The sequence below is a fragment of the Streptomyces sp. NPDC006552 genome, assembly GCF_040611655.1.
GTDB lineage: Bacteria > Actinomycetota > Actinomycetes > Streptomycetales > Streptomycetaceae > Streptomyces.
The window spans coordinates 1-17,209 of the sequence record NZ_JBEXOS010000042.1 but is presented as its reverse complement, the minus strand read 5'-3'; the positions used below and the strand labels follow the sequence as shown (position 1 = coordinate 17,209).

14 protein-coding genes are annotated in these 17,209 nt (G+C 71.3%); 4 read left to right on the top strand and 10 right to left on the bottom strand.

The annotated features are described in order from the left end of the window. Window positions 1-48: 48 nt before the first annotated feature. From ABZY33_RS23230 to ABZY33_RS23185, 10 genes are all read right to left on the bottom strand, one after another. Window positions 49-1,821, bottom strand: a complete 1,773-nt coding sequence (locus ABZY33_RS23230; protein ID WP_356493549.1) for an IucA/IucC family siderophore biosynthesis protein — start codon at window positions 1,819-1,821, stop codon at window positions 49-51. Continuing rightward, window positions 1,818-2,360: a GNAT family N-acetyltransferase gene (locus ABZY33_RS23225; protein WP_356493548.1), complete on the bottom strand. Its 543-nt coding sequence runs from the start codon at window positions 2,358-2,360 to the stop codon at window positions 1,818-1,820. Before ABZY33_RS23225 ends, ABZY33_RS23230 begins: the two co-directional genes overlap by 4 nt. Next, the gene (locus tag ABZY33_RS23220; RefSeq protein ID WP_356493547.1) at window positions 2,357-3,637 is read right to left on the bottom strand and encodes a SidA/IucD/PvdA family monooxygenase; all 1,281 of its coding nucleotides are present in this window, start codon (window positions 3,635-3,637) and stop codon (window positions 2,357-2,359) included. The genes ABZY33_RS23225 and ABZY33_RS23220 overlap by 4 nt, the downstream gene beginning before the upstream one ends. Further along, the gene (gene desA / locus ABZY33_RS23215) at window positions 3,621-5,087 is read right to left on the bottom strand and encodes a lysine decarboxylase DesA (protein WP_356493546.1); all 1,467 of its coding nucleotides are present in this window, start codon (window positions 5,085-5,087) and stop codon (window positions 3,621-3,623) included. The genes ABZY33_RS23220 and desA overlap by 17 nt, the downstream gene beginning before the upstream one ends. Before the next feature lie 179 nt (window positions 5,088-5,266). Then, complete coding sequence (locus ABZY33_RS23210; RefSeq protein ID WP_356493545.1) at window positions 5,267-6,145, bottom strand: siderophore-interacting protein; 879 nt, start codon at window positions 6,143-6,145, stop codon at window positions 5,267-5,269. A gap of 4 nt (window positions 6,146-6,149) precedes the next feature. After that, window positions 6,150-7,193, bottom strand: a complete 1,044-nt coding sequence (locus ABZY33_RS23205) for an ABC transporter substrate-binding protein (protein ID WP_356493544.1) — start codon at window positions 7,191-7,193, stop codon at window positions 6,150-6,152. Between the two features lie 116 nt (window positions 7,194-7,309). Beyond that, window positions 7,310-8,464 carry an acyl-CoA dehydrogenase family protein gene (locus tag ABZY33_RS23200; RefSeq protein ID WP_356493543.1) on the bottom strand — a complete coding sequence of 385 codons (1,155 nt, stop codon included), beginning with the start codon at window positions 8,462-8,464 and terminating at the stop codon, window positions 7,310-7,312. 6 nt (window positions 8,465-8,470) lie between these two features. Beyond that, complete coding sequence (locus ABZY33_RS23195; protein ID WP_356493542.1) at window positions 8,471-9,412, bottom strand: hydroxymethylglutaryl-CoA lyase; 942 nt, start codon at window positions 9,410-9,412, stop codon at window positions 8,471-8,473. Beyond that, window positions 9,409-11,457 carry a biotin carboxylase N-terminal domain-containing protein gene (locus ABZY33_RS23190; RefSeq protein ID WP_356493588.1) on the bottom strand — a complete coding sequence of 683 codons (2,049 nt, stop codon included), beginning with the start codon at window positions 11,455-11,457 and terminating at the stop codon, window positions 9,409-9,411. Before ABZY33_RS23190 ends, ABZY33_RS23195 begins: the two co-directional genes overlap by 4 nt. A 77-nt stretch (window positions 11,458-11,534) precedes the next feature. Then, complete coding sequence (locus ABZY33_RS23185) at window positions 11,535-13,157, bottom strand: carboxyl transferase domain-containing protein (RefSeq protein WP_356493541.1); 1,623 nt, start codon at window positions 13,155-13,157, stop codon at window positions 11,535-11,537. Window positions 13,158-13,261: 104 nt separating this feature from the next. Here ABZY33_RS23185 and ABZY33_RS23180 point away from each other — a divergent pair, with 104 nt between their 5' ends. The 4 genes from ABZY33_RS23180 (at window position 13,262) to ABZY33_RS23165 (ending at window position 17,084) form a co-directional block, all read left to right on the top strand. Next, window positions 13,262-13,867 carry a TetR/AcrR family transcriptional regulator gene (locus tag ABZY33_RS23180; protein WP_356493540.1) on the top strand — a complete coding sequence of 202 codons (606 nt, stop codon included), beginning with the start codon at window positions 13,262-13,264 and terminating at the stop codon, window positions 13,865-13,867. 117 nt (window positions 13,868-13,984) lie between these two features. Then, window positions 13,985-15,142 carry an acyl-CoA dehydrogenase family protein gene (locus ABZY33_RS23175; RefSeq protein ID WP_356493539.1) on the top strand — a complete coding sequence of 386 codons (1,158 nt, stop codon included), beginning with the start codon at window positions 13,985-13,987 and terminating at the stop codon, window positions 15,140-15,142. Window positions 15,143-15,177: 35 nt separating this feature from the next. After that, the gene (locus ABZY33_RS23170) at window positions 15,178-16,065 is read left to right on the top strand and encodes an acyl-CoA thioesterase II (protein ID WP_356493538.1); all 888 of its coding nucleotides are present in this window, start codon (window positions 15,178-15,180) and stop codon (window positions 16,063-16,065) included. A 20-nt stretch (window positions 16,066-16,085) separates the two neighbouring features. Further along, window positions 16,086-17,084, top strand: a complete 999-nt coding sequence (locus ABZY33_RS23165) for a cation diffusion facilitator family transporter (protein WP_356493537.1) — start codon at window positions 16,086-16,088, stop codon at window positions 17,082-17,084. The last annotated feature ends 125 nt before the right edge of the window (window positions 17,085-17,209 follow it).

Genomic DNA, 17,209 nt, shown 5'->3' with positions numbered 1-17,209 from the left:
GGGAGGACCGTCTCCCGAGCCCCTTCCGGTCGCTGCGGCGTCAGCGGCTCACGCGATCGGGTTCTCCAGGTCACCGACGAGCTGGAGCGCGCCCGAGGGGTCCGCCAGGTCCACCATCTGCTCGTTGTTGCGCAACTGGAGCCGGTTGAGGGCGGAGAGCGCGAAGGTCGGGGCGAACATGTCGAACCGGGCGAACTTGTCCGCCAGGTGCGGCACCGACTCCTGGTAGTCGCGCACGCAGTCGGCGACCGCCGCCCAGAACGTGGCCTCGTCCAGGACACCGTCCTCGACCAGGTTCGCCGCAAGGAAGCGGAAGAAGCAGTCGAAGACGTCCGTGAAGATCGACAGGAGCTTCATGTCGTCGGGGACGTCGGCCCGGATGCGGTCCACCTTCGGCGGCAGCACCGCGTCGGTGTCCATCACCGCGATCTCCTCGGCGATGTCCTTGAAGACCGCCCGCCGCACGACGCCACACTCGTCCAGGACCAGGATGACGTTCTCGCCGTGCGGCATGAACACCAGGTCGTAGGCGTAGAAGCTGTGCAGGAGTGGCGTCAGGTACGCCGTGAGGTAGGGCTTCAACCACTCCCGCGGCGACAGCCCCGAGCGCTCGATCAGGGCGCCCGCGAAGGAGCGGCCCGCGCGGTCCACGTGCAGCAGCGACGCCATCGTGGCGAGCCGCTCGCCCTCGGCCAGCGCCGGCACCGGGGACTCGCGCCACAGCGCCGCCAGCATCTTGCGGTACGGCGAGTACCGGTCGGTGGCGGCCTCGTACTCCAGGTGCCGGTAGCCGACGGCCGCCCGCTCGCGGATGATCGTCAGGCCCGTGCCCTTGAGCACCTCGTCGTTCTCGATGAGCCCGGCCAGCCAGTCGTTGATGGCCGGGGTCGCCTCCATGTACGCCGCCGACAGGCCGCGCATGAACCCCATGTTGATGACGGACAGGGCCGTCTTCACGTAGTGCTTCTCGGGGGACGTGGCGTTGAAGAACGTCCGGATCGACTGCTGCGCCAGGTATTCGTCGTCGCCCTCGCCCAGGCAGACCAGGCGGCGCTGGGCGACCTCGGCGGCGAAGGTGACGGAGAGCTTGTTCCACCACTGCCACGGGTGGACCGGGATGAGCAGGTAGCCGGCCGGGTCCAGGCCCTGGTCGCGCAGGACGGCGTCGAAGCGGGCGAGGGTCTCCTCGCCCAGTTCGGCGCGGAGCAGCGACTCGTAGTCCAGGCCGACGCCGGCGGTGAACGCGGCCCGCTCGCGGGTCGCCGCCAGCCAGACGAGCCGGACCGGGCTCGCCGTCTCGGGGGCGTACGAGAGGTACTCGTGGATGCCGAAGCCGAGCCGGCCGTTGTTCGCGACGAAGCACGGATGGCCCTCGGTCATGCCCGTCTCGATGGACTGGAAGGAACCGGACGCGGCCAGCTCGGCCGCGGTGACATCGGGCTTGGTCAGCTTGAAGCAGGTGCCCGAGAGGGTGGAGGAGATCTCCTCCAGATAGACCGGCAGGATCGCGTCGGACAGGCCGAGCGCGTCCCTCATCTCGGTGCAGAACTCCAGCGCCTGGAGCGGCAGTTCGACGCCGTCACGGTGGCGGGTGAGGGAGGCCGCGTCGATCTGCCAGTGGTCCAGGAGCAGCCGGCGGGCGCGGAACTCGTAGCGGGTGGCGCCGTCGTCGCTGCGCACGGCGTACCGGCCGTCGCCGAGCGGCTCGGGGGTGAGGAGCCGCTCGTGGCTGAACTCGGCGAGGGCCTTGCGGACGAGGAGGCGGTTGGCCTCGGCCCAGCGCTCGGGGGAGAGGTGGGAGACGGTGTCGGTGAGGGTCATGCGCGCACCTCCGTGCCCGCGGCCGTCGCGGCTTCGAACCGGGCGCGGGTGCAGAAGCTGAGCAGCGCCCGCTTCTCCGGCTTGTCGATCTCCCGGTCGGGGACGAAGCCGACGGCCGCGTTGAGCGCGTGCACGGCCTTGTTGCGGACGTCGGGCTCGACGACGACGCGCTCGACCTCCGGGTCGGCGAACAGGTGCGCCATCACCGCGGTGATCACGGCGCGGGTGAAGCCGTGCTCGGGGGTGTCGGTGGGTGCGACCAGGAAGTGCATGCCGATGTCGCCGGGCTCGGGCTCGTACAGGCCGACCAGCTCGACGTGGCGCGGGTCGTAGCGCTCCATCAGGAAGACGGGGACGCCGTCCCGCTCGCCGATGAAGGCGTCATGGTGCTCGGCCGCGGCGATGGAGTGGTACTCGCGCTCCACGTCCGTCAGCGTGGCGTCGCCCATCAGCCAGAACGACGCCTTGGGGTGGGTGACCCAGCCGTGGACCAGCTCGGCGTCCTTGGCCGGGTCGAGGGGGCGTATTGCGAAGGTCATACGGCGAACTCCTGGAAGGCGATGGTCTTCTCGACGGGGTAGTACTCGGTGCCGAGCAGCTCGCCGATGATGTAACTGTTGCGGTAGGCGCCCATGCCCAGGTCGGGGCTGGTGACCGAGTGCGTGTGCACGCCCGCGTTCTGCAGGAAGATGCCGCGCCCGCTCGTGTCGATCGTGTAGTTGCGGGCGACGTCGAAGCGGCCGCGGCCGTCCAGGCGGATGCGGTCCTTGACCGGCTCCAGGAAGGCGGGCGTCGCGTACTTGTACCCGGTGGCCAGGATCAGTCCCTCGGTCCGCACCTCGTACGCCTTGTCCTGCTCCTCCTGGTGGAAGCCGAGGGTGTAGGTGCCGTTCTCATAACCGGCGCTGCGCAGGGCCGAGTTGGTGAGCAACCGGGTGGGGACCGGGCCGCCCAGCTTCTTCTGGTAGAGCAGGTCGAAGATGGCGTTGACCAGCTCGCCGTCGATCCCCTTGAACAGGCCCTTCTGCCGCTCCTCCAGCGCGTACCGGGTGGTCTCCGGCAGCGCGTGGAAGTAGTCGATGTAGTCCGGGGAGGTCATCTCCAGCGTGAGCTTGGTGTACTCCAGCGGGAAGAAGCGCGGCGAGCGCGTGACCCAGTTGAGCTGGTAGCCGTGGACGTCGATCTCGGCCAGCAGGTCGTAGTAGATCTCGGCGGCGGACTGGCCGCTGCCGACCAGCGTGATCGACTTCTTCTGCTGCAACTCCCGCTTGTGCTGCATGTACTGCGAGTTGTGCAGGAGGTCGCCGCCGAGGCCCTGGACGGCCTCCGGGAGATGCGGCGGGGTGCCGGTGCCCAGGACCAGGTGCGGGGCGCGGTAGCGGGTGCCGTCCTCGGTGGTGGCCGTGTAGAGGCCGTCGTCCTCGTCGTACGTGACGGCGGCGACGGTCGTGTCGAAACGGATCGAGGAGAGCTTGGCGGCGGCCCAGCGGCAGTAGTCGTTGTACTCGACGCGCAGCGGATAGAAGTTCTCGCGGATGTAGAACGAGTACAGCCGCCCCGATTCCTTCAAGTAGTTGAGGAAGGAGTAGGGGGAGGTCGGGTCGGCCAGGGTGACGAGGTCCGACATGAACGGGGTCTGGAGATGGGCGCCGTCGAGGAACATCCCGGCGTGCCACTCGAAGTCCGGCTTGGACTCCAGGAAGACGCCGTTCAGTTCGGCGATCGGTTCGGTCAGGCAGGCGAGGCCGAGGTTGAACGGGCCGAGTCCGATCCCGATGAAGTCGTGACGGTCACGGGATTCAGGAAGCGCGGTCAAGGGTGTCTCCCAGGTACTGCTCGGCATGGCCGGCGATGAGGTCGAGGACGGCCGAGATGTCGTCGAGGGTCGTCTCGGGGTTGAGCAGGGTGAACTTCAGGTACTGGCGCGGCCCCACCTTGGTGCCCGCGACGACCGCGTCACCGGAGGCGAACAGGGCTTTGCGGGCATGGAGGTTGGCGCGGTCGATCTCGGCGGGGTCGGTGACACCGGCCGGGATGTAGCGGTAGACGAGCGTGGACAGGCTCGGCTCGACGACGACGTCGAAGCGCGGGTCGGCGGCGAGCACCTTCCAGCCCTCGTGGGCCAGGTCGCAGACCTCGTCGAAGAGGTTCCCGATACCGTCGGCGCCCATCACGCGCAGCGTCATCCACAGCTTGAGCGCGTCGAAGCGGCGGGTGGTCTGCAGGGACTTGTCGACCTGGTTGGGGATGCGCTCGGCGACCGTGCGGCGCGGGTTGAGGTACTCCGCGTGGTACGTCGCGTGGCGCAGGGTGGCACCGTCGCGGACCAGCACGGCGCTCGAACTGACCGGCTGGAAGAAGGACTTGTGGTAGTCGACGGTGACGGAGTCGGCGCGCTCGATGCCGGTGAGCCGGTCGCGGTTCTTCGGCGAGACCAGCAGCCCGCAGCCGTACGCGGCGTCGACGTGCATCCACGTGTCGTACTGGGAGCACAGCTCGGCGATCTCCGGCAGCGGGTCGATGGAGCCGAAGTCGGTGGTGCCGGCGGTGGCGACGACGGCCATGGGGACCAGGCCGTCGGCGCGGCAGCGCTCCAGCTCGGCGGCGAGCGCCACGGTCTGCATGCGCTTCTCGCGGTCGACGGGGATGGAGACGACGGCATCGGCGCCGAGGCCGAGGAGCTGCGCGGACTTGCTCACGCTGAAGTGGCCGGCCTCGGAGGCGAAGATCCGCAGTTTCGCGAGCGAGGCGGGGCCCTGCCAGCCCTCGGGTCCCGGCTTGGCCTCCTGGCGGGCCAGGAGCAGCGCCTGGAGGTTGGACTGCGAGCCGCCGGAGGTGAAGACGCCGTCGGCGGCGGGGCCGAGGCCGATCCGCCCGGCGGTCCAGTCGATGAGTTTGCGCTCGATCAGCGTGCCGCCCGCGGACTGGTCCCAGGTGTCGAGGGAGGAGTTGACGGCGGAGAGGATCGCCTCGCCGAGCACGGCCGGGATGACGACCGGGCAGTTGAGGTGGGCGAGGTAGCGGGGGTGGTGGAAGTAGACGGCGTCGCGGAGGTAGACGTCCTCCAGCTCGTCGAGCACGGCCATGGTGTCGTGCAGCGGCGTGTCGAGGTCGACGGCGTCGACGGTGGGAGCGAGGGCGTCCGGGGTGACGCCCGTGAACGGCCGTGCGGTGGTGGCGAGTTTGGCCGCCACCCGCTCGATTCCCTCGGTCACGGAACTGCGGTACAGCTCCGCGGTCGTGTCATTGAGCAGGTGCGAGCGCATGAACGGTTCCTCCGGGTGGGGATGAGGGTGGTCCCGGGTGGGGCAGGAAAAAGCGGGCGGGGCGGGGAAAAGAGCGGGGCGGGGCGCGAACCCCTTGGTTAGGTTAGCCTAACCTAACTTGAGTTCGCGACCCCGCCCCGGACAACTGACCGGATTGCCCGGCGATGGCTGGATCCTCGCTACGCGGCGACCGGTTGCTCCCGCAGCGCGTCCTCGCTCAGACCGCGCTTCCAGTACCCCACGAACGTCACCGCCCGCTTGTCGTACCCGCGTTCACGCACGAGATGGCGGCGCAGCTCCTTCATGGTCCCGGACTCGCCCGCCAGCCACGCGTACGGGCGGGCGCGCTCGGGCAGCCGCGCGGCGCGCAGGGCTTCGAGGGCGGTGACGCAGCCCTCGCCGCGCACCAGCCAGGTGACGGTGAGGTCGGCCGCCGTCACGATCGGCTGGATGTCGTCGCGGTGCGGAACCTCCAGGAAGACGTGGGCCGCGACGGACGCGGGCAGCCACGCGAGCACGCCGAGCGCCGCGGGCAGGGCCGTCTCGTCGCCCCACATGACGATGGAGTCGAAGTCCCGCGGCGGCCGGCAGCGCACGGCCGCGTTCTCCGCGACCGCCGGGCCCAGCACGGCGACCCGGTCGCCCGGGCGCGCGCCCTGCGCCCAGCGGCAGGCGGGGCCCGCGGGCGCCAGGCCGTCGTCGTGCAGGACGAAGTCGATGGAGACCTCCCGCACGGCGCCGTCCGGGCCGCGGCGCTGGCCGCTCAGCGTGTACGAGCGCATCACGGCCCGCTCGTGCGCCGGGATCGCCCGGTACGCCGCGTGCCAGGCACGGCCGTCGTCGCCCGGCTCGGCGGGCGGCAGGACGGGGGCGGGCTGGCCGGGGTGGGGCAGGAAGAGGGAGAGGGACTGGTCCCGGCCGCCGCCGTGGAAGGCGGCCAGGTCCTCTCCGGTGAAGGTGACCCGGAGCAGTGACGGGCCGAGCCGCCGGGTGTGTACCACTCGCAGATCGAAGAATCGGAAAGGGGCGACAGTGGGGGCTTCGGCCGTCACGGTCATGGGATCAGGACACCTTCTTCGCCGTCTCGATGGCCTTGGCCAGGTTCTCCAGGAGCGGGGCGCACTTGTCGTAGGAGAGGATCGGTTCGGGGGAGCGCGGGATGACCTGGCCGGCCTTGACGGCGGGCAGCTGCTTCCACGTCGGCTCGTCGATGTCGGCCGGCTGGATGGTCTGGCTGCGGTCGTCCATCATGATGATGTCGGCCTTGTGCTTGTCGACGTTCTCCCAGCTCAGGTTCTCGAACCAGCCGCCGGACTCCTTCTTCGCGGCCTCCGTCGGCTCGACGAAGTTCACGCCGAGGGCCTTGAAGTACTCCAGGTCGATGGAGAGGTTCGTGCCGGAGACGTAGAAGATGTCCTGGCTCGCGCTGCCCGCGAGGACCTTGATGTCCGGGTGGGCCTTGGCGGCCTTGCGCAGCCGGGCCGCCGCGTCCTCGAACCGCTTCTTCGCCGCGACGACCTTGTCGGCCTTCAGGTCGGCGCCGAGCGACTCGGCCAGCGCGTACATGCGCTCCAGCGGCTGCGTCAGCTGACGGTCGAAGACGGAGATCGCGACGCTCGGGGCGAGCTTCGCGATCTTGTCCTTCGACTCCTCGGGGACCGACCACAGGGTGCCGGCGGCGTCGAACGTGGTGGAGACCAGCACGTCCGGGGCGAGGCCCGCGTACTTCTCGATGTTGAACTGGCCCCAGGCGTTGCCCAGGACCGTCACCTTGGAGACGTCCATGTCGCCGGCCTGGACGTCGGGCTTGCCGCCCTTGGTCGTCGTCGGGCCGAAGACGCCCTTGACCCGCACGCCGTAGTCCCACAGGGCCGCGCCGACGCCGGTGAAGGCGACGATGGTCGCGGGGGCCTTGTCGAGCTTGACCGTGGTGCCGCGGTCGTCCTTGAAGGACCAGGGGCCGGAGGCGCCCTTCGTCGCGGCGCCGCCGCCGTCCTTGGCGCCGTCGTCGTCGCCGCAGGCGGCGAGCGCGACACCGAGGCCGAGGGCACCGCCGGCGGCGAGCACGCCGCGGCGGGTGGGGCGGGACAGGCGGGCGTAGGGCATGACGAGCTGCTTTCGGACGTGCCGGACCAGGCGCCGGGTCGCTTCTGCGGAACTGAGGGTAGGTTAACCTAAGTTCCTGGCATGTCCAGAGGGCGGGGCCCGCCGTACCCGGGGCCCTACGGGGTGAGCCCCAGCTCCCGCGCGATCAGCATGCGCTGCACCTCGCTCGTGCCCTCCCCGATCTCCAGGATCTTGGAGTCCCGCCACATCCGGGCCACCGGGTACTCGTTCATGAAGCCGTACCCGCCGTGGATCTGGGTCGCCTCGCGCGCGTTGTCCACGGCCACCGTCGAGGAGTAGAGCTTGGCGATCGCCGCCTCCTTCTTGAACGGCTCCCCGGCCACCATCCGCGAGGCCGCGTCGTACCAGCCGACGCGGGCCATGTGCGCCCGCATCTCCATGTCGGCCAGCTTGAACTGGATCGCCTGGTTCGTCCCGATCGGCTTGCCGAACGCGTGCCGCTCGGCCGCGTACTTCACCGACTCGTCCACACAACCCTGGGCCAGCCCGGTGGCGAGCGCGGAGATGGCGACGCGGCCCTCGTCGAGGATGCGCAGGAACTGCGCGTACCCGCGGCCCTCCTCGCCCAGCAGGTTCGCCGCGGGGACGCGCACGCCGGAGAAGGACAGCTCCCGCGTGTCCGACGCGTTCCACCCCACCTTCGAGTACGGCGCCGCGACCGTGAAGCCCGGCGTCCCCGAGGGCACGATGATCGCGGAGATCAGCGGGCGGCCGTCCGGCTTGCGGCCGGTGACGGCGGTGACCGTGACCAGGCCCGTGATGTCCGTACCGGAGTTGGTGATGAAGCACTTCGAGCCGTTGATCACCCACTCGTCACCGTCGCGGACCGCCGTCGTGCGGGTGCCGCCCGCGTCCGAGCCGCCGTCCGGCTCGGTGAGGCCGAACGCGCCGAGCACTTCGCCCGCGCACAGCTTCGGCAGCCACTGCCGCTTCTGCTCCTCCGTGCCGAACAGGTGCAGCGGCATCGCGCCCAGCGAGACGCCCGCCTCCAGGGTGATCGCCACGGAGGAGTCGACGCGCGCCAGCTCCTCCAGGGCGATGCCGAGCGCGAAGTAGTCCCCGCCCATCCCGCCGTACTCCTCGGGGAAGGGCAGTCCGAACAGGCCCATGCGGCCCATCTCGCGCACGATCTCGTACGGGAACTCGTGGCGCTCGTAGTAGTCGCCGATCTTCGGCGCGACGACGTCGTGCGCGAACGCCTCGACGGTACGGCGCAGTTCGGCCAGCTCGGGGCTGAGGCGGTGGTCCATCGGTACTCACTGCTCCTGGTGGGTCAGGGCGCGGACGGTGCGGGAGGGGCTGGGCCGCCCCAGCCGGGCGGCCATCCAGGCGCTCGTGGCGCTCAGACGGTCCAGGTCGACCCCGGTCTCGATGCCGAGCCCGCGCAGCATCCAGACGAGGTCCTCGGTGGCGAGATTGCCGGTGGCGCTCTTGGCGTACGGGCAGCCGCCGAGGCCGCCCGCGGAGGCGTCGACCGTCGTCACGCCGTGCTGGAGCGCCGCCAGGGTGTTGGCGAGCGCCTGGCCGTACGTGTCGTGGAAGTGGACGCCGATGCGGGGCGTGGCGACCCCCGCCTCGTTCAGCGCGGTCAGCAGGGCCGTCACGTGCCCCGGCGTCGCCACGCCGATCGTGTCGCCGAGGCTCAGCTCGTCGCAGCCCAGGTCCATGAGCGCGGTGGCGGCCGCGACGACCTGGCGGACCGGGACCGCGCCCTCCCACGGGTCGCCGAAGCACATGGAGAGATAGCCGCGCACGTGCGCGCCGCCCTCCTTGGCCCGCGCCACGACCGGCTCGAACATGGCGAGGGACTCGGCCACCGTCCGGTTCAGGTTCGCCTTCGCGAAGGACTCCGTCGCGGCGGCGAAGACGGCGAGGCGGCTCGCGCCGAGGGACAGGGCCCGGGTCAGGCCGCGTTCGTTCGGTACGAGTACGGGGAGGTGGACGCCCTTGAGGTCCTGGAGAGCGGGGAACAGGGTCTCCGCGTCCGCCAGTTGCGGTACCCACTTGGGGTGGACGAAGCTCGTCGCCTCGATGGTGGTGAGGCCGGCCTCGGCCAGGCGGTGGATGAACTCCGCCTTGACCTCCGTGGGGACCGTGGATTTCTCGTTCTGGAGGCCGTCCCTGGGGCCCACCTCGTGGATGCGGACTTTTTCTGGCAGGTTCTGGGCGGGGGTCACCATGGGGAGTTCGGGGGTCATGCTTTCGCCTCCTCGCCGTGGGAGGTCTGCGATGGTGGCGTGTGCGACGCCGACGTGGTTGCTCGCGCTCCGCCGCGGAGCGGCTCATCGGCACAGCCCCGCGCCCCTGGCGGGACGCTTGCGTGCTCGGGGGTTGACGGGTTCACCACTGCCAGGGTCTGGTCCATCGCTACCGTCGTGCCCGGGGTCACGTCCAGTTCCGTCACCACGCCCGCGTGGGGGGCCGCGATGACGTGTTCCATCTTCATCGCCTCCACGACCAGCAGGGACTGGCCCGCCGTCACCTCGTCGCCGACCGCCACTTTGACCACCGTCACCGTGCCGGGCATCGGCGCCGTCAGGGAGCCCGCGCCGCCGGAGCCCGCGCCGGTCAGGCTCGCGGCCACCGGGTCGTGGTCCTGTACGTGCCAGGCGTCCCCGTCCAGGGCCAGCCAGTCGCCGGCGGTCGCCGTGAGCCGGGCCGGCCGCGTCGGGACGCCGTCGACCAGGACCTCGGCGCCGCGCACCCGCACCTCGACCGGGTCGTGGCCCGCCACCCGCACATGGTGCGCGGTCCAGGCCGGATCGCCGCCGAGCCGCCAGCCGTCGGGGCGCGCGAACGGGTCCGTCCACCCCGCCTCACCGGCCGGCGCGAGCCGCTCCTGGCGCAGGACGCCCGCCGCCGCGTACACCGGGGCCGGGACCTCGGACGGGACCAGGCCGTCCATCGCGCGCTCCACGAGCCCGGTGTCCAACGCACCCGCCACCACGTCCGGATGCGCCAGCAGGCGGCGCAGGAACCCGGCGTTCGTCGGCACGCCGAGCGTCACCGTCCGGGCCAGCGCCGCCCGCAGCCGACGCAGCGCGGTCGCCCGGTCGGGCCCGTACGCGATGACCTTCGCCAGCATCGGGTCGTACAGGGAGGAGACCTCGGTGCCCTCGCTGAGGCCCGAGTCGGTGCGCACCCCGGCGCCCTGCGGCTCGCTCAGCGCGAGGACCGTGCCGCCGGACGGCAGGAAGCCGCGGGCGCCCTCGCGCACGGAGACCGTCTCGGCGCAGAGCCGGGCCTCCACCGCGTGCCCGGTGAGCGTGATGTCGTCCTGGGTGAAGGGCAGCGGTTCGCCCGCCGCGACCCGCAACTGCCACTCGACCAGGTCCAGGCCGGTGATCAGCTCGGTCACCGGGTGCTCGACCTGGAGGCGGGTGTTCATCTCCATGAAGCAGTACGCGCCCGGGTCCTCGCCGGGCACGATGAACTCCACCGTGCCCGCGCCCCGGTAACCGCAGCTGCGGGCCGCCTCCACCGCCGCCGCGCCCATCGCCGCGCGCGTGGCCTCGTCGAGCAGGACGCTCGGCGCCTCCTCGATGATCTTCTGGTGGCGGCGCTGGAGCGAGCACTCGCGCTCACCGAGGTGCACGACATTGCCGTGCGCGTCGGCGAGGATCTGGATCTCGATGTGGCGGGGCCGGTCGATCCACCGCTCGACCAGGAGCGTGTCGTCGCCGAAGGAGGCGCGCGCCTCGCGCCGCGCCGCCGCGATCTCCTCCTCCAGGGTGGTCAGGTCGCGGATCAGCCGCATGCCCTTGCCGCCGCCGCCCGCGGACGGCTTGAGCAGGACGGGGGCGCCCAGCTGCCGTGCCGCCTCGGCCAGTTCGGGGTCGCGGCCGCCCGGGACCACCGGCACGCCGGCCGCCGCGACGGTCTCCTTGGCGCGGATCTTGTCGCCCATCAGCGCGATGGCGTCCGCGGAGGGGCCGATGAAGACGAGGCCCGCCTGCTCGCAGGCGCGCGCGAACCCCGCGTTCTCCGCGAGGAACCCGTACCCCGGGTGCACCGCCTGCGCGCCGGTCTCGGTCGCGGCCTCGATGAGGCGCTCCACGGACAGATAGCTCTCGGTGGCCGGGGGCGGGCCGATCCGCACCGCCTCGTCGGCCTCGCGCACGTGCCGCGCGTCGGCGTCGGCGTCGCTGTACACGGCCACCGAGCGGATGCCCAGCTCGCGCAGCGTACGGATGACGCGGACGGCGATCTCGCCGCGGTTGGCCACCAGGACGGTGTCGAACAGGGCCGGTGCCGCGGTGTGCGTGCCCGGTGCGTGTGGAACGGCTTGCACCGTCGTCTCTCCTCTCACGGTTCCTCCCCTCACATCCGGAAGACGCCGAACCCGCCGGACTTCTCCGGCAGCGGCGCGTGGGCGCAGGCGGTCAGGGCCAGGCCGAGGACCTGGCGGGTCTCCATCGGGTCGATCACGCCGTCGTCCCAGAGCCGGGCTGTCGCGTAGTAGGCGCTGCCCTGCGTCTCGTACTGGGCGCGGACCGGCGCCTTGAAGGACTCCTCGTCCTCGGCGGACCAGTCCTCGCCGCGCGCCTCCAACTGGTCGCGCTTGACGGTGGCGAGCACCGACGCGGCCTGCTCGCCGCCCATGACGGAGATCTTGGCGCCGGGCCACATCCACAGGAAGCGCGGTGAATAGGCGCGGCCGCACATCGAGTAGTTGCCCGCGCCGTACGAGCCGCCGATGACGACGGTCAGCTTCGGCACGCGGGTGCACGCCACCGCCGTGACCATCTTGGCGCCGTGCTTGGCGATCCCGCCCGCCTCGTAGTCCTTGCCGACCATGAAGCCCGAGATGTTCTGCAGGAAGACCAGCGGGATGCCGCGCTGGTCGCACAGCTCGATGAAGTGGGCGCCCTTCTGGGCGGACTCGGCGAACAGGATGCCGTTGTTGGCGACGATGCCGACCTGGTGGCCGTGGATCCGGGCGAAGCCGGTGACCAGCGTCTGGCCGAACTCGGCCTTGAACTCGGCGAACCGCGAGCCGTCGACCACGCGCGCGATGACCTCGCGTACGTCGTAGGGGGTGCGCGAGTCGACCGGTACCGCCCCGTACAGCCCCGCCGGATCCACCTTGGGTTCGATGGCCGGGGTCACCGACCACGGCAGCGGGCCGCGCTCCGGCAGCGTGGCGACGATGGTCCGTACGATCCGCAGCGCGTGCGCGTCGTCCTCGGCGAGGTGGTCGGTGACGCCGGAGACGCGGGAGTGCACCTCGCCGCCGCCCAGCTCCTCGGCCGTCACCACCTCGCCCGTGGCCGCCTTCACCAGCGGCGGGCCGCCCAGGAAGATCGTCCCCTGGTTGCGCACGATGACGGCCTCGTCGCTCATCGCCGGGACGTACGCGCCGCCCGCCGTGCACGAGCCCAGCACCGCCGCGATCTGCGGGATGCCCGCGCCCGACATCCGCGCCTGGTTGTAGAAGATCCGCCCGAAGTGCTCCCGGTCCGGGAACACTTCGTCCTGCATGGGCAGGAAGGCGCCGCCGGAGTCCACCAGGTAGACGCACGGCAGCCGGTTCTCCAGGGCCACCTCCTGGGCGCGCAGGTGCTTCTTGACCGTCATCGGGTAGTACGTGCCGCCCTTGACCGTCGCGTCGTTGGCGACGATCACGCACGTGCGGCCGGAGACCCGGCCGATCCCGGCGATCACTCCGGCGGCCGGCGCCTGGCCGTCGTACATCCCGTCCGCCGCCAGCGGGGCCAGCTCCAGGAACGGGGAGCCCGGGTCGAGCAGGGAGTCCACGCGCTCGCGCGGCAACAGCTTGCCGCGGGCGGTGTGCCGCGCCCTGGCCTTCTCGCCGCCGCCGAGGCGGGCCGCCGCGAGCTTGCCGCGCAGCTCCTCGCCGAGCGCCCGGTGGGCCGCCTCATTGGCCCGCCAGGCCTGCGACGCGGGATCTGCCGCGCTCGACAGCTCCGGTGCCTCGTGCATCCTGCGCTCTCCTCACCCGGTCCACGGCCTCCGCCGAAGTTAATGAGCGTTAACCTGTTGCGGTCAGGTTAACGGTCGCTAACCTCCCTGTCTAGAATTGTTTTATGGCCACCAGAACCGACGCCCCCACCCGCCGCGAGCAGATCCTCCAGGAGGCCGCGCGGCTCTTCGCCGAGCGCGGCTTCCACGGGGTCGGGGTGGACGAGATAGGCGCCGCCGTCGGCATCAGCGGCCCCGGTCTGTACCGGCACTTCGCGGGCAAGGACGCGATGCTCGCCGAGCTGCTCGTCGGGATCAGCGGCCAGCTGATGACCGGGGGCGAGCGGCGGGTCGCGGAGGCCGTGCACGGGCCCGAGGCGCTGCTCGACTCGCTCATCGAGGGGCACATCGACTTCGCGCTCGACGACCGCGACCTGATCACGCTGCACGACCGGGAGCTGGACCGGCTGCGCGACAGCGACCGCAAGCTGGTGCGCCAGTTGCAGCGTCAGTACGTCGAGCTGTGGGTGGAGTGCCTGCGCCGGGTCTATCCCGGCCTCGCCGAGCCGCACGCGCGCGTGGCGGTGCACGCGGTCTTCGGGCTGCTGAACTCGACGCCGCACCTCAGCCGCCCCGGTTCGCTGCCGGGCCGGGCGGCGACCGCGGCCCTGCTGCACAAGCTGGCGCGCGGCGCGTTCGCGGCGGCCGCCGCACCGGGCGCCGCCGAGTGACGTGCGTCTCTGGACGCTCTCGTGACTGACCGGTAACGTGGCTCTGAGCAAGCGCTTAGTAGTGTGGCCGTCGTCCGCACAGCTGCCGTAGAGACCGTCGTAGAGGGAGAGTTCTCCGTGCGCCGTACCGTTTTCAATGAGGACCACGAGGCGTTCCGGGAGACCCTGCGCGCCTTCATCGAGGCCGAGGTCGTCCCGCACTACGACGAGTGGTTCCAGCAGGGCGTCGTGCCGCGCGAGCTGTACGCCAAGATGGCGGAGCTCGGCCTGTTCGGCATCAACGTGCCCGAGGAGTACGACGGCGCCGGCCTGGACACCCACAAGTTCGAGGCCATCCAGTACGAGGAGACCGCGCGCGCGGGTGTCTCCTTCGGCGGCTCCGGTGTGCACGTGCTGCTCGCCCTGCCGTACATCAAGATGCTCGCCACCGACGAGCAGAAGAAGCGCTACCTGCCGAACTTCGTCTCCGGTCAGGAGATGTGGGCCCTGGCGATGACCGAGCCGGGCACCGGCTCCGACGTCGCGGGCATGAAGACCACCGCCAAGCTCTCCGACGACGGCACGCACTACGTGCTCAACGGCGCCAAGACCTTCATCACCGGCGGCGTCCACGCCGACCGCGTCATCGTCTGCGCCCGCACCTCCGCGCCGCGCGAGGACGACCGCCGCTTCGGCATCTCCCTGTTCGCCGTCGACACCAAGTCCGAGGGCTACTCCATCGGCCGCAAGCTCGACAAGCTCGGCCTGCGCACCTCCGACACCGCCGAGCTGGCCTTCGTCGACGTGAAGGTGCCCGCCGAGGACCTGCTCGGCGAGGAGAACAAGGGCTTCGGCTACCTCGGCACCAATCTCGCCTCCGAGCGCTGGGGCATCGCCTACGGCGCGTACGCGCAGGCCAAGGCCGCCGTCCGGTTCGCCAAGGAGTACGTCCAGGAGCGCACGGTCTTCGGCAAGCCGGTCGCCTCCTTCCAGAACACCAAGTTCGAGCTGGCCGCCTGCCAGGCCGAGGTGGACGCCGCCGAGGCCGTCGCCGACCGCGCCCTGGAAGCCCTCGACGCCGGTGAGCTGACCGCCGCCGAGGCCGCCTCCGCGAAGCTGTTCTGCACCGAGGTCGCCCACCGCGTCATCGACCGCTGCCTCCAGCTGCACGGCGGCTACGGCTTCATGAACGAGTACCCGATCGCCCGCCTCTACGCGGACAACCGGGTCAACCGCATCTACGGCGGCACCAGCGAGGTCATGAAGATGATCATCGCGAAGAACATGGGCCTGTAACCCGGCCGGCCTGCCTACTAAGTACAACTGACGGTATGAATCAGGCACTTGAGTCCCTGCTCGATCTGCTCGACCTGGAGCGGATCGAGCGGGACGTCTTCCGCGGCCAGTCCCGCTCCGCCGTGGTCCCGCGCGTCTTCGGCGGACAGGTGGCCGCGCAGGCCCTCGTCGCCGCCGGGCGCACGGTCCCGGCGGACCGGCACGCCCACTCCCTGCACGCGTACTTCCTCGTCGCGGGGGACCCGGGCGCGCCCATCGTCTACACCGTGGACCGGATCAGGGACGGCCGCTCCTTCACCACCCGCCGCGTCGTCGCCATCCAGCACGGGCAGCCGATCTTCCACCTCTCCGCGTCCTTCCAGACCTACGAGGACGGGCTCGACCACCAGGCCGCCATGCCGGCCGCGCCCGACCCGGAGACGCTGCCCACGGCCGCCGAGCTGCTGCCGCGGTACGCCGGTGCCTTCGTCGACCCCGGCGTCGTCCACCGCTTGCTCGAAGCGCGCGAGGCCGTCGACCTGCGCTACGTGGACGCCCCGCCGTTCGCCTCCGTCGGCGAGCCGCAGCCGCCGCGCTCCCAGGTCTGGTTCCGCACCAACGGCAAGCTCGACGGTGCCACCGACGCCGACGCCCACCTGCTGCACGTCTGCCTCGCCACGTACGTCTCGGACATGACCCTCCTCGACTCCGTGCTGCTCGCGCACGGCCGCGGCGGCTGGGCCGTCGGCGACGTCGTCGGCGCTTCCCTGGACCACGCCATGTGGTTCCACCGGCCCTTCCGCGCCGACGAATGGCTGCTCTACGACCAGGAGTCGCCCTCCGCCTCGGGCGGCCGGGGGCTCGGACAGGCCCGGATCTACACCCGGGACGGGCAGCTCGCGATCACCGTCATCCAGGAAGGCGTCGTTCGCGTTCCGCGCTGAAGGGACATAACGTCCCGTACATGGACGCACGGAATGCGGGCGCGGGTGCCGAGGGAGCCGGGGAAGAGGAAGCCGCGGGCGGGGAGAGCGTCTTCACCGTGATCATCGCCGCCGCGGCCAACCTGGGCATCGCCCTCGCCAAGGCGGTCGCCGGTGTCATCAGCGGCTCCAGCGCGATGCTCTCCGAGGCCGCGCACTCCTTCGCCGACACCGTCACCGAACTGCTCCTGCTCACCGCCCTGAAACGCAGCGAGAAACCCGCCGACGAGGACCACCCGCTCGGCCACGGCGGCGAGCGCTACGTATGGGCGCTGCTCGCCGCCGTCGCCACGTTCGTCGGCGGCGCCGTCTTCTCCCTCTACGACGGCATCCACACGCTGGTCGCGGGCGAGGAGCTGGGCGACCCGCTGGTCTCCTACATCGTCCTGGCGATCGCGTGCGTCCTGGAAGGGTTCTCGCTGCGGACCGCCGTCCGGCAGGCGCGGGGAGAGGCCGCGAGGTACCGGGCGCCCGTCGGTACGTATCTGAAGCACACGCCCGACACCGCGGTGAAGGCCGTCGTCCTGGAGGACAGCGCCGCGCTCGTCGGGCTCGCGCTCGCCGCGGGCGGGCTGCTCGGCGGGCAGCTCACCGGGTCCGGGGTGTGGGACGCGGTCGCCTCGCTCTGCATCGGGGTGCTGCTGCTCTGGGTGGCGTGGGTGCTCGGCCGGTCCAATGTGCGGCTGCTCGTGGGGCGGCCCCTTCCGGAGTCCGTCCGGGCGGAGATCCGGTCCCTGCTGCTCGCGGGGGAGCACGTCGAGGCGGTGCTCGAACTGACCACGCTGGTGCAGGGGCCCCGGGAGGCGCTCGTCGCCGCCAAGGTGGACTTCCGGGACGCGTCCACCGCCGCGCAGATCGAGTGGGCCTGTGAGGATGCGGCTCGGCGGTTGCAGGAGCGGTTTCCTGCGGTGCGCAGGGTGTACCTGGACCCGACCCCCGGGTTCGCCCAGCGCCGGGAGGAAGGGCTTCGGCCGTTCTAGGGCCGCCGGTTCGCCGTGGGGCGGGGGCGTGTTCGCGGGTGCCGCCCGGTGGGGGCTGGTCGCGCAGTTCCCCGCGCCCCTGAAATGCGCATGCGCCCCTCCACCCCATGGCGCGGGGCCACGGC

Bases quoted from the DNA above. Each gene is read 5' to 3' on its own strand.
- ABZY33_RS23170 (WP_356493538.1), top strand. From the start codon at position 15,178: ATGAATCAGGCACTTGAGTCCCTGCTCGATCTGCTCGACCTGGAGCGG.
- ABZY33_RS23200 (WP_356493543.1), bottom strand. From the start codon at position 8,464: ATGGACCACCGCCTCAGCCCCGAGCTGGCCGAACTGCGCCGTACCGTC.
- ABZY33_RS23180 (WP_356493540.1), top strand. From the start codon at position 13,262: ATGGCCACCAGAACCGACGCCCCCACCCGCCGCGAGCAGATCCTCCAG.
- ABZY33_RS23195 (WP_356493542.1), bottom strand. From the start codon at position 9,412: ATGACCCCCGAACTCCCCATGGTGACCCCCGCCCAGAACCTGCCAGAA.
- ABZY33_RS23230 (WP_356493549.1), bottom strand. From the start codon at position 1,821: ATGACCCTCACCGACACCGTCTCCCACCTCTCCCCCGAGCGCTGGGCC.
- ABZY33_RS23225 (WP_356493548.1), bottom strand. From the start codon at position 2,360: ATGACCTTCGCAATACGCCCCCTCGACCCGGCCAAGGACGCCGAGCTG.
- ABZY33_RS23205 (WP_356493544.1), bottom strand. From the start codon at position 7,193: ATGCCCTACGCCCGCCTGTCCCGCCCCACCCGCCGCGGCGTGCTCGCC.
- desA (WP_356493546.1), bottom strand. From the start codon at position 5,087: ATGCGCTCGCACCTGCTCAATGACACGACCGCGGAGCTGTACCGCAGT.
- ABZY33_RS23210 (WP_356493545.1), bottom strand. From the start codon at position 6,145: ATGACCGTGACGGCCGAAGCCCCCACTGTCGCCCCTTTCCGATTCTTC.
- ABZY33_RS23185 (WP_356493541.1), bottom strand. From the start codon at position 13,157: ATGCACGAGGCACCGGAGCTGTCGAGCGCGGCAGATCCCGCGTCGCAG.
- ABZY33_RS23165 (WP_356493537.1), top strand. From the start codon at position 16,086: ATGGACGCACGGAATGCGGGCGCGGGTGCCGAGGGAGCCGGGGAAGAG.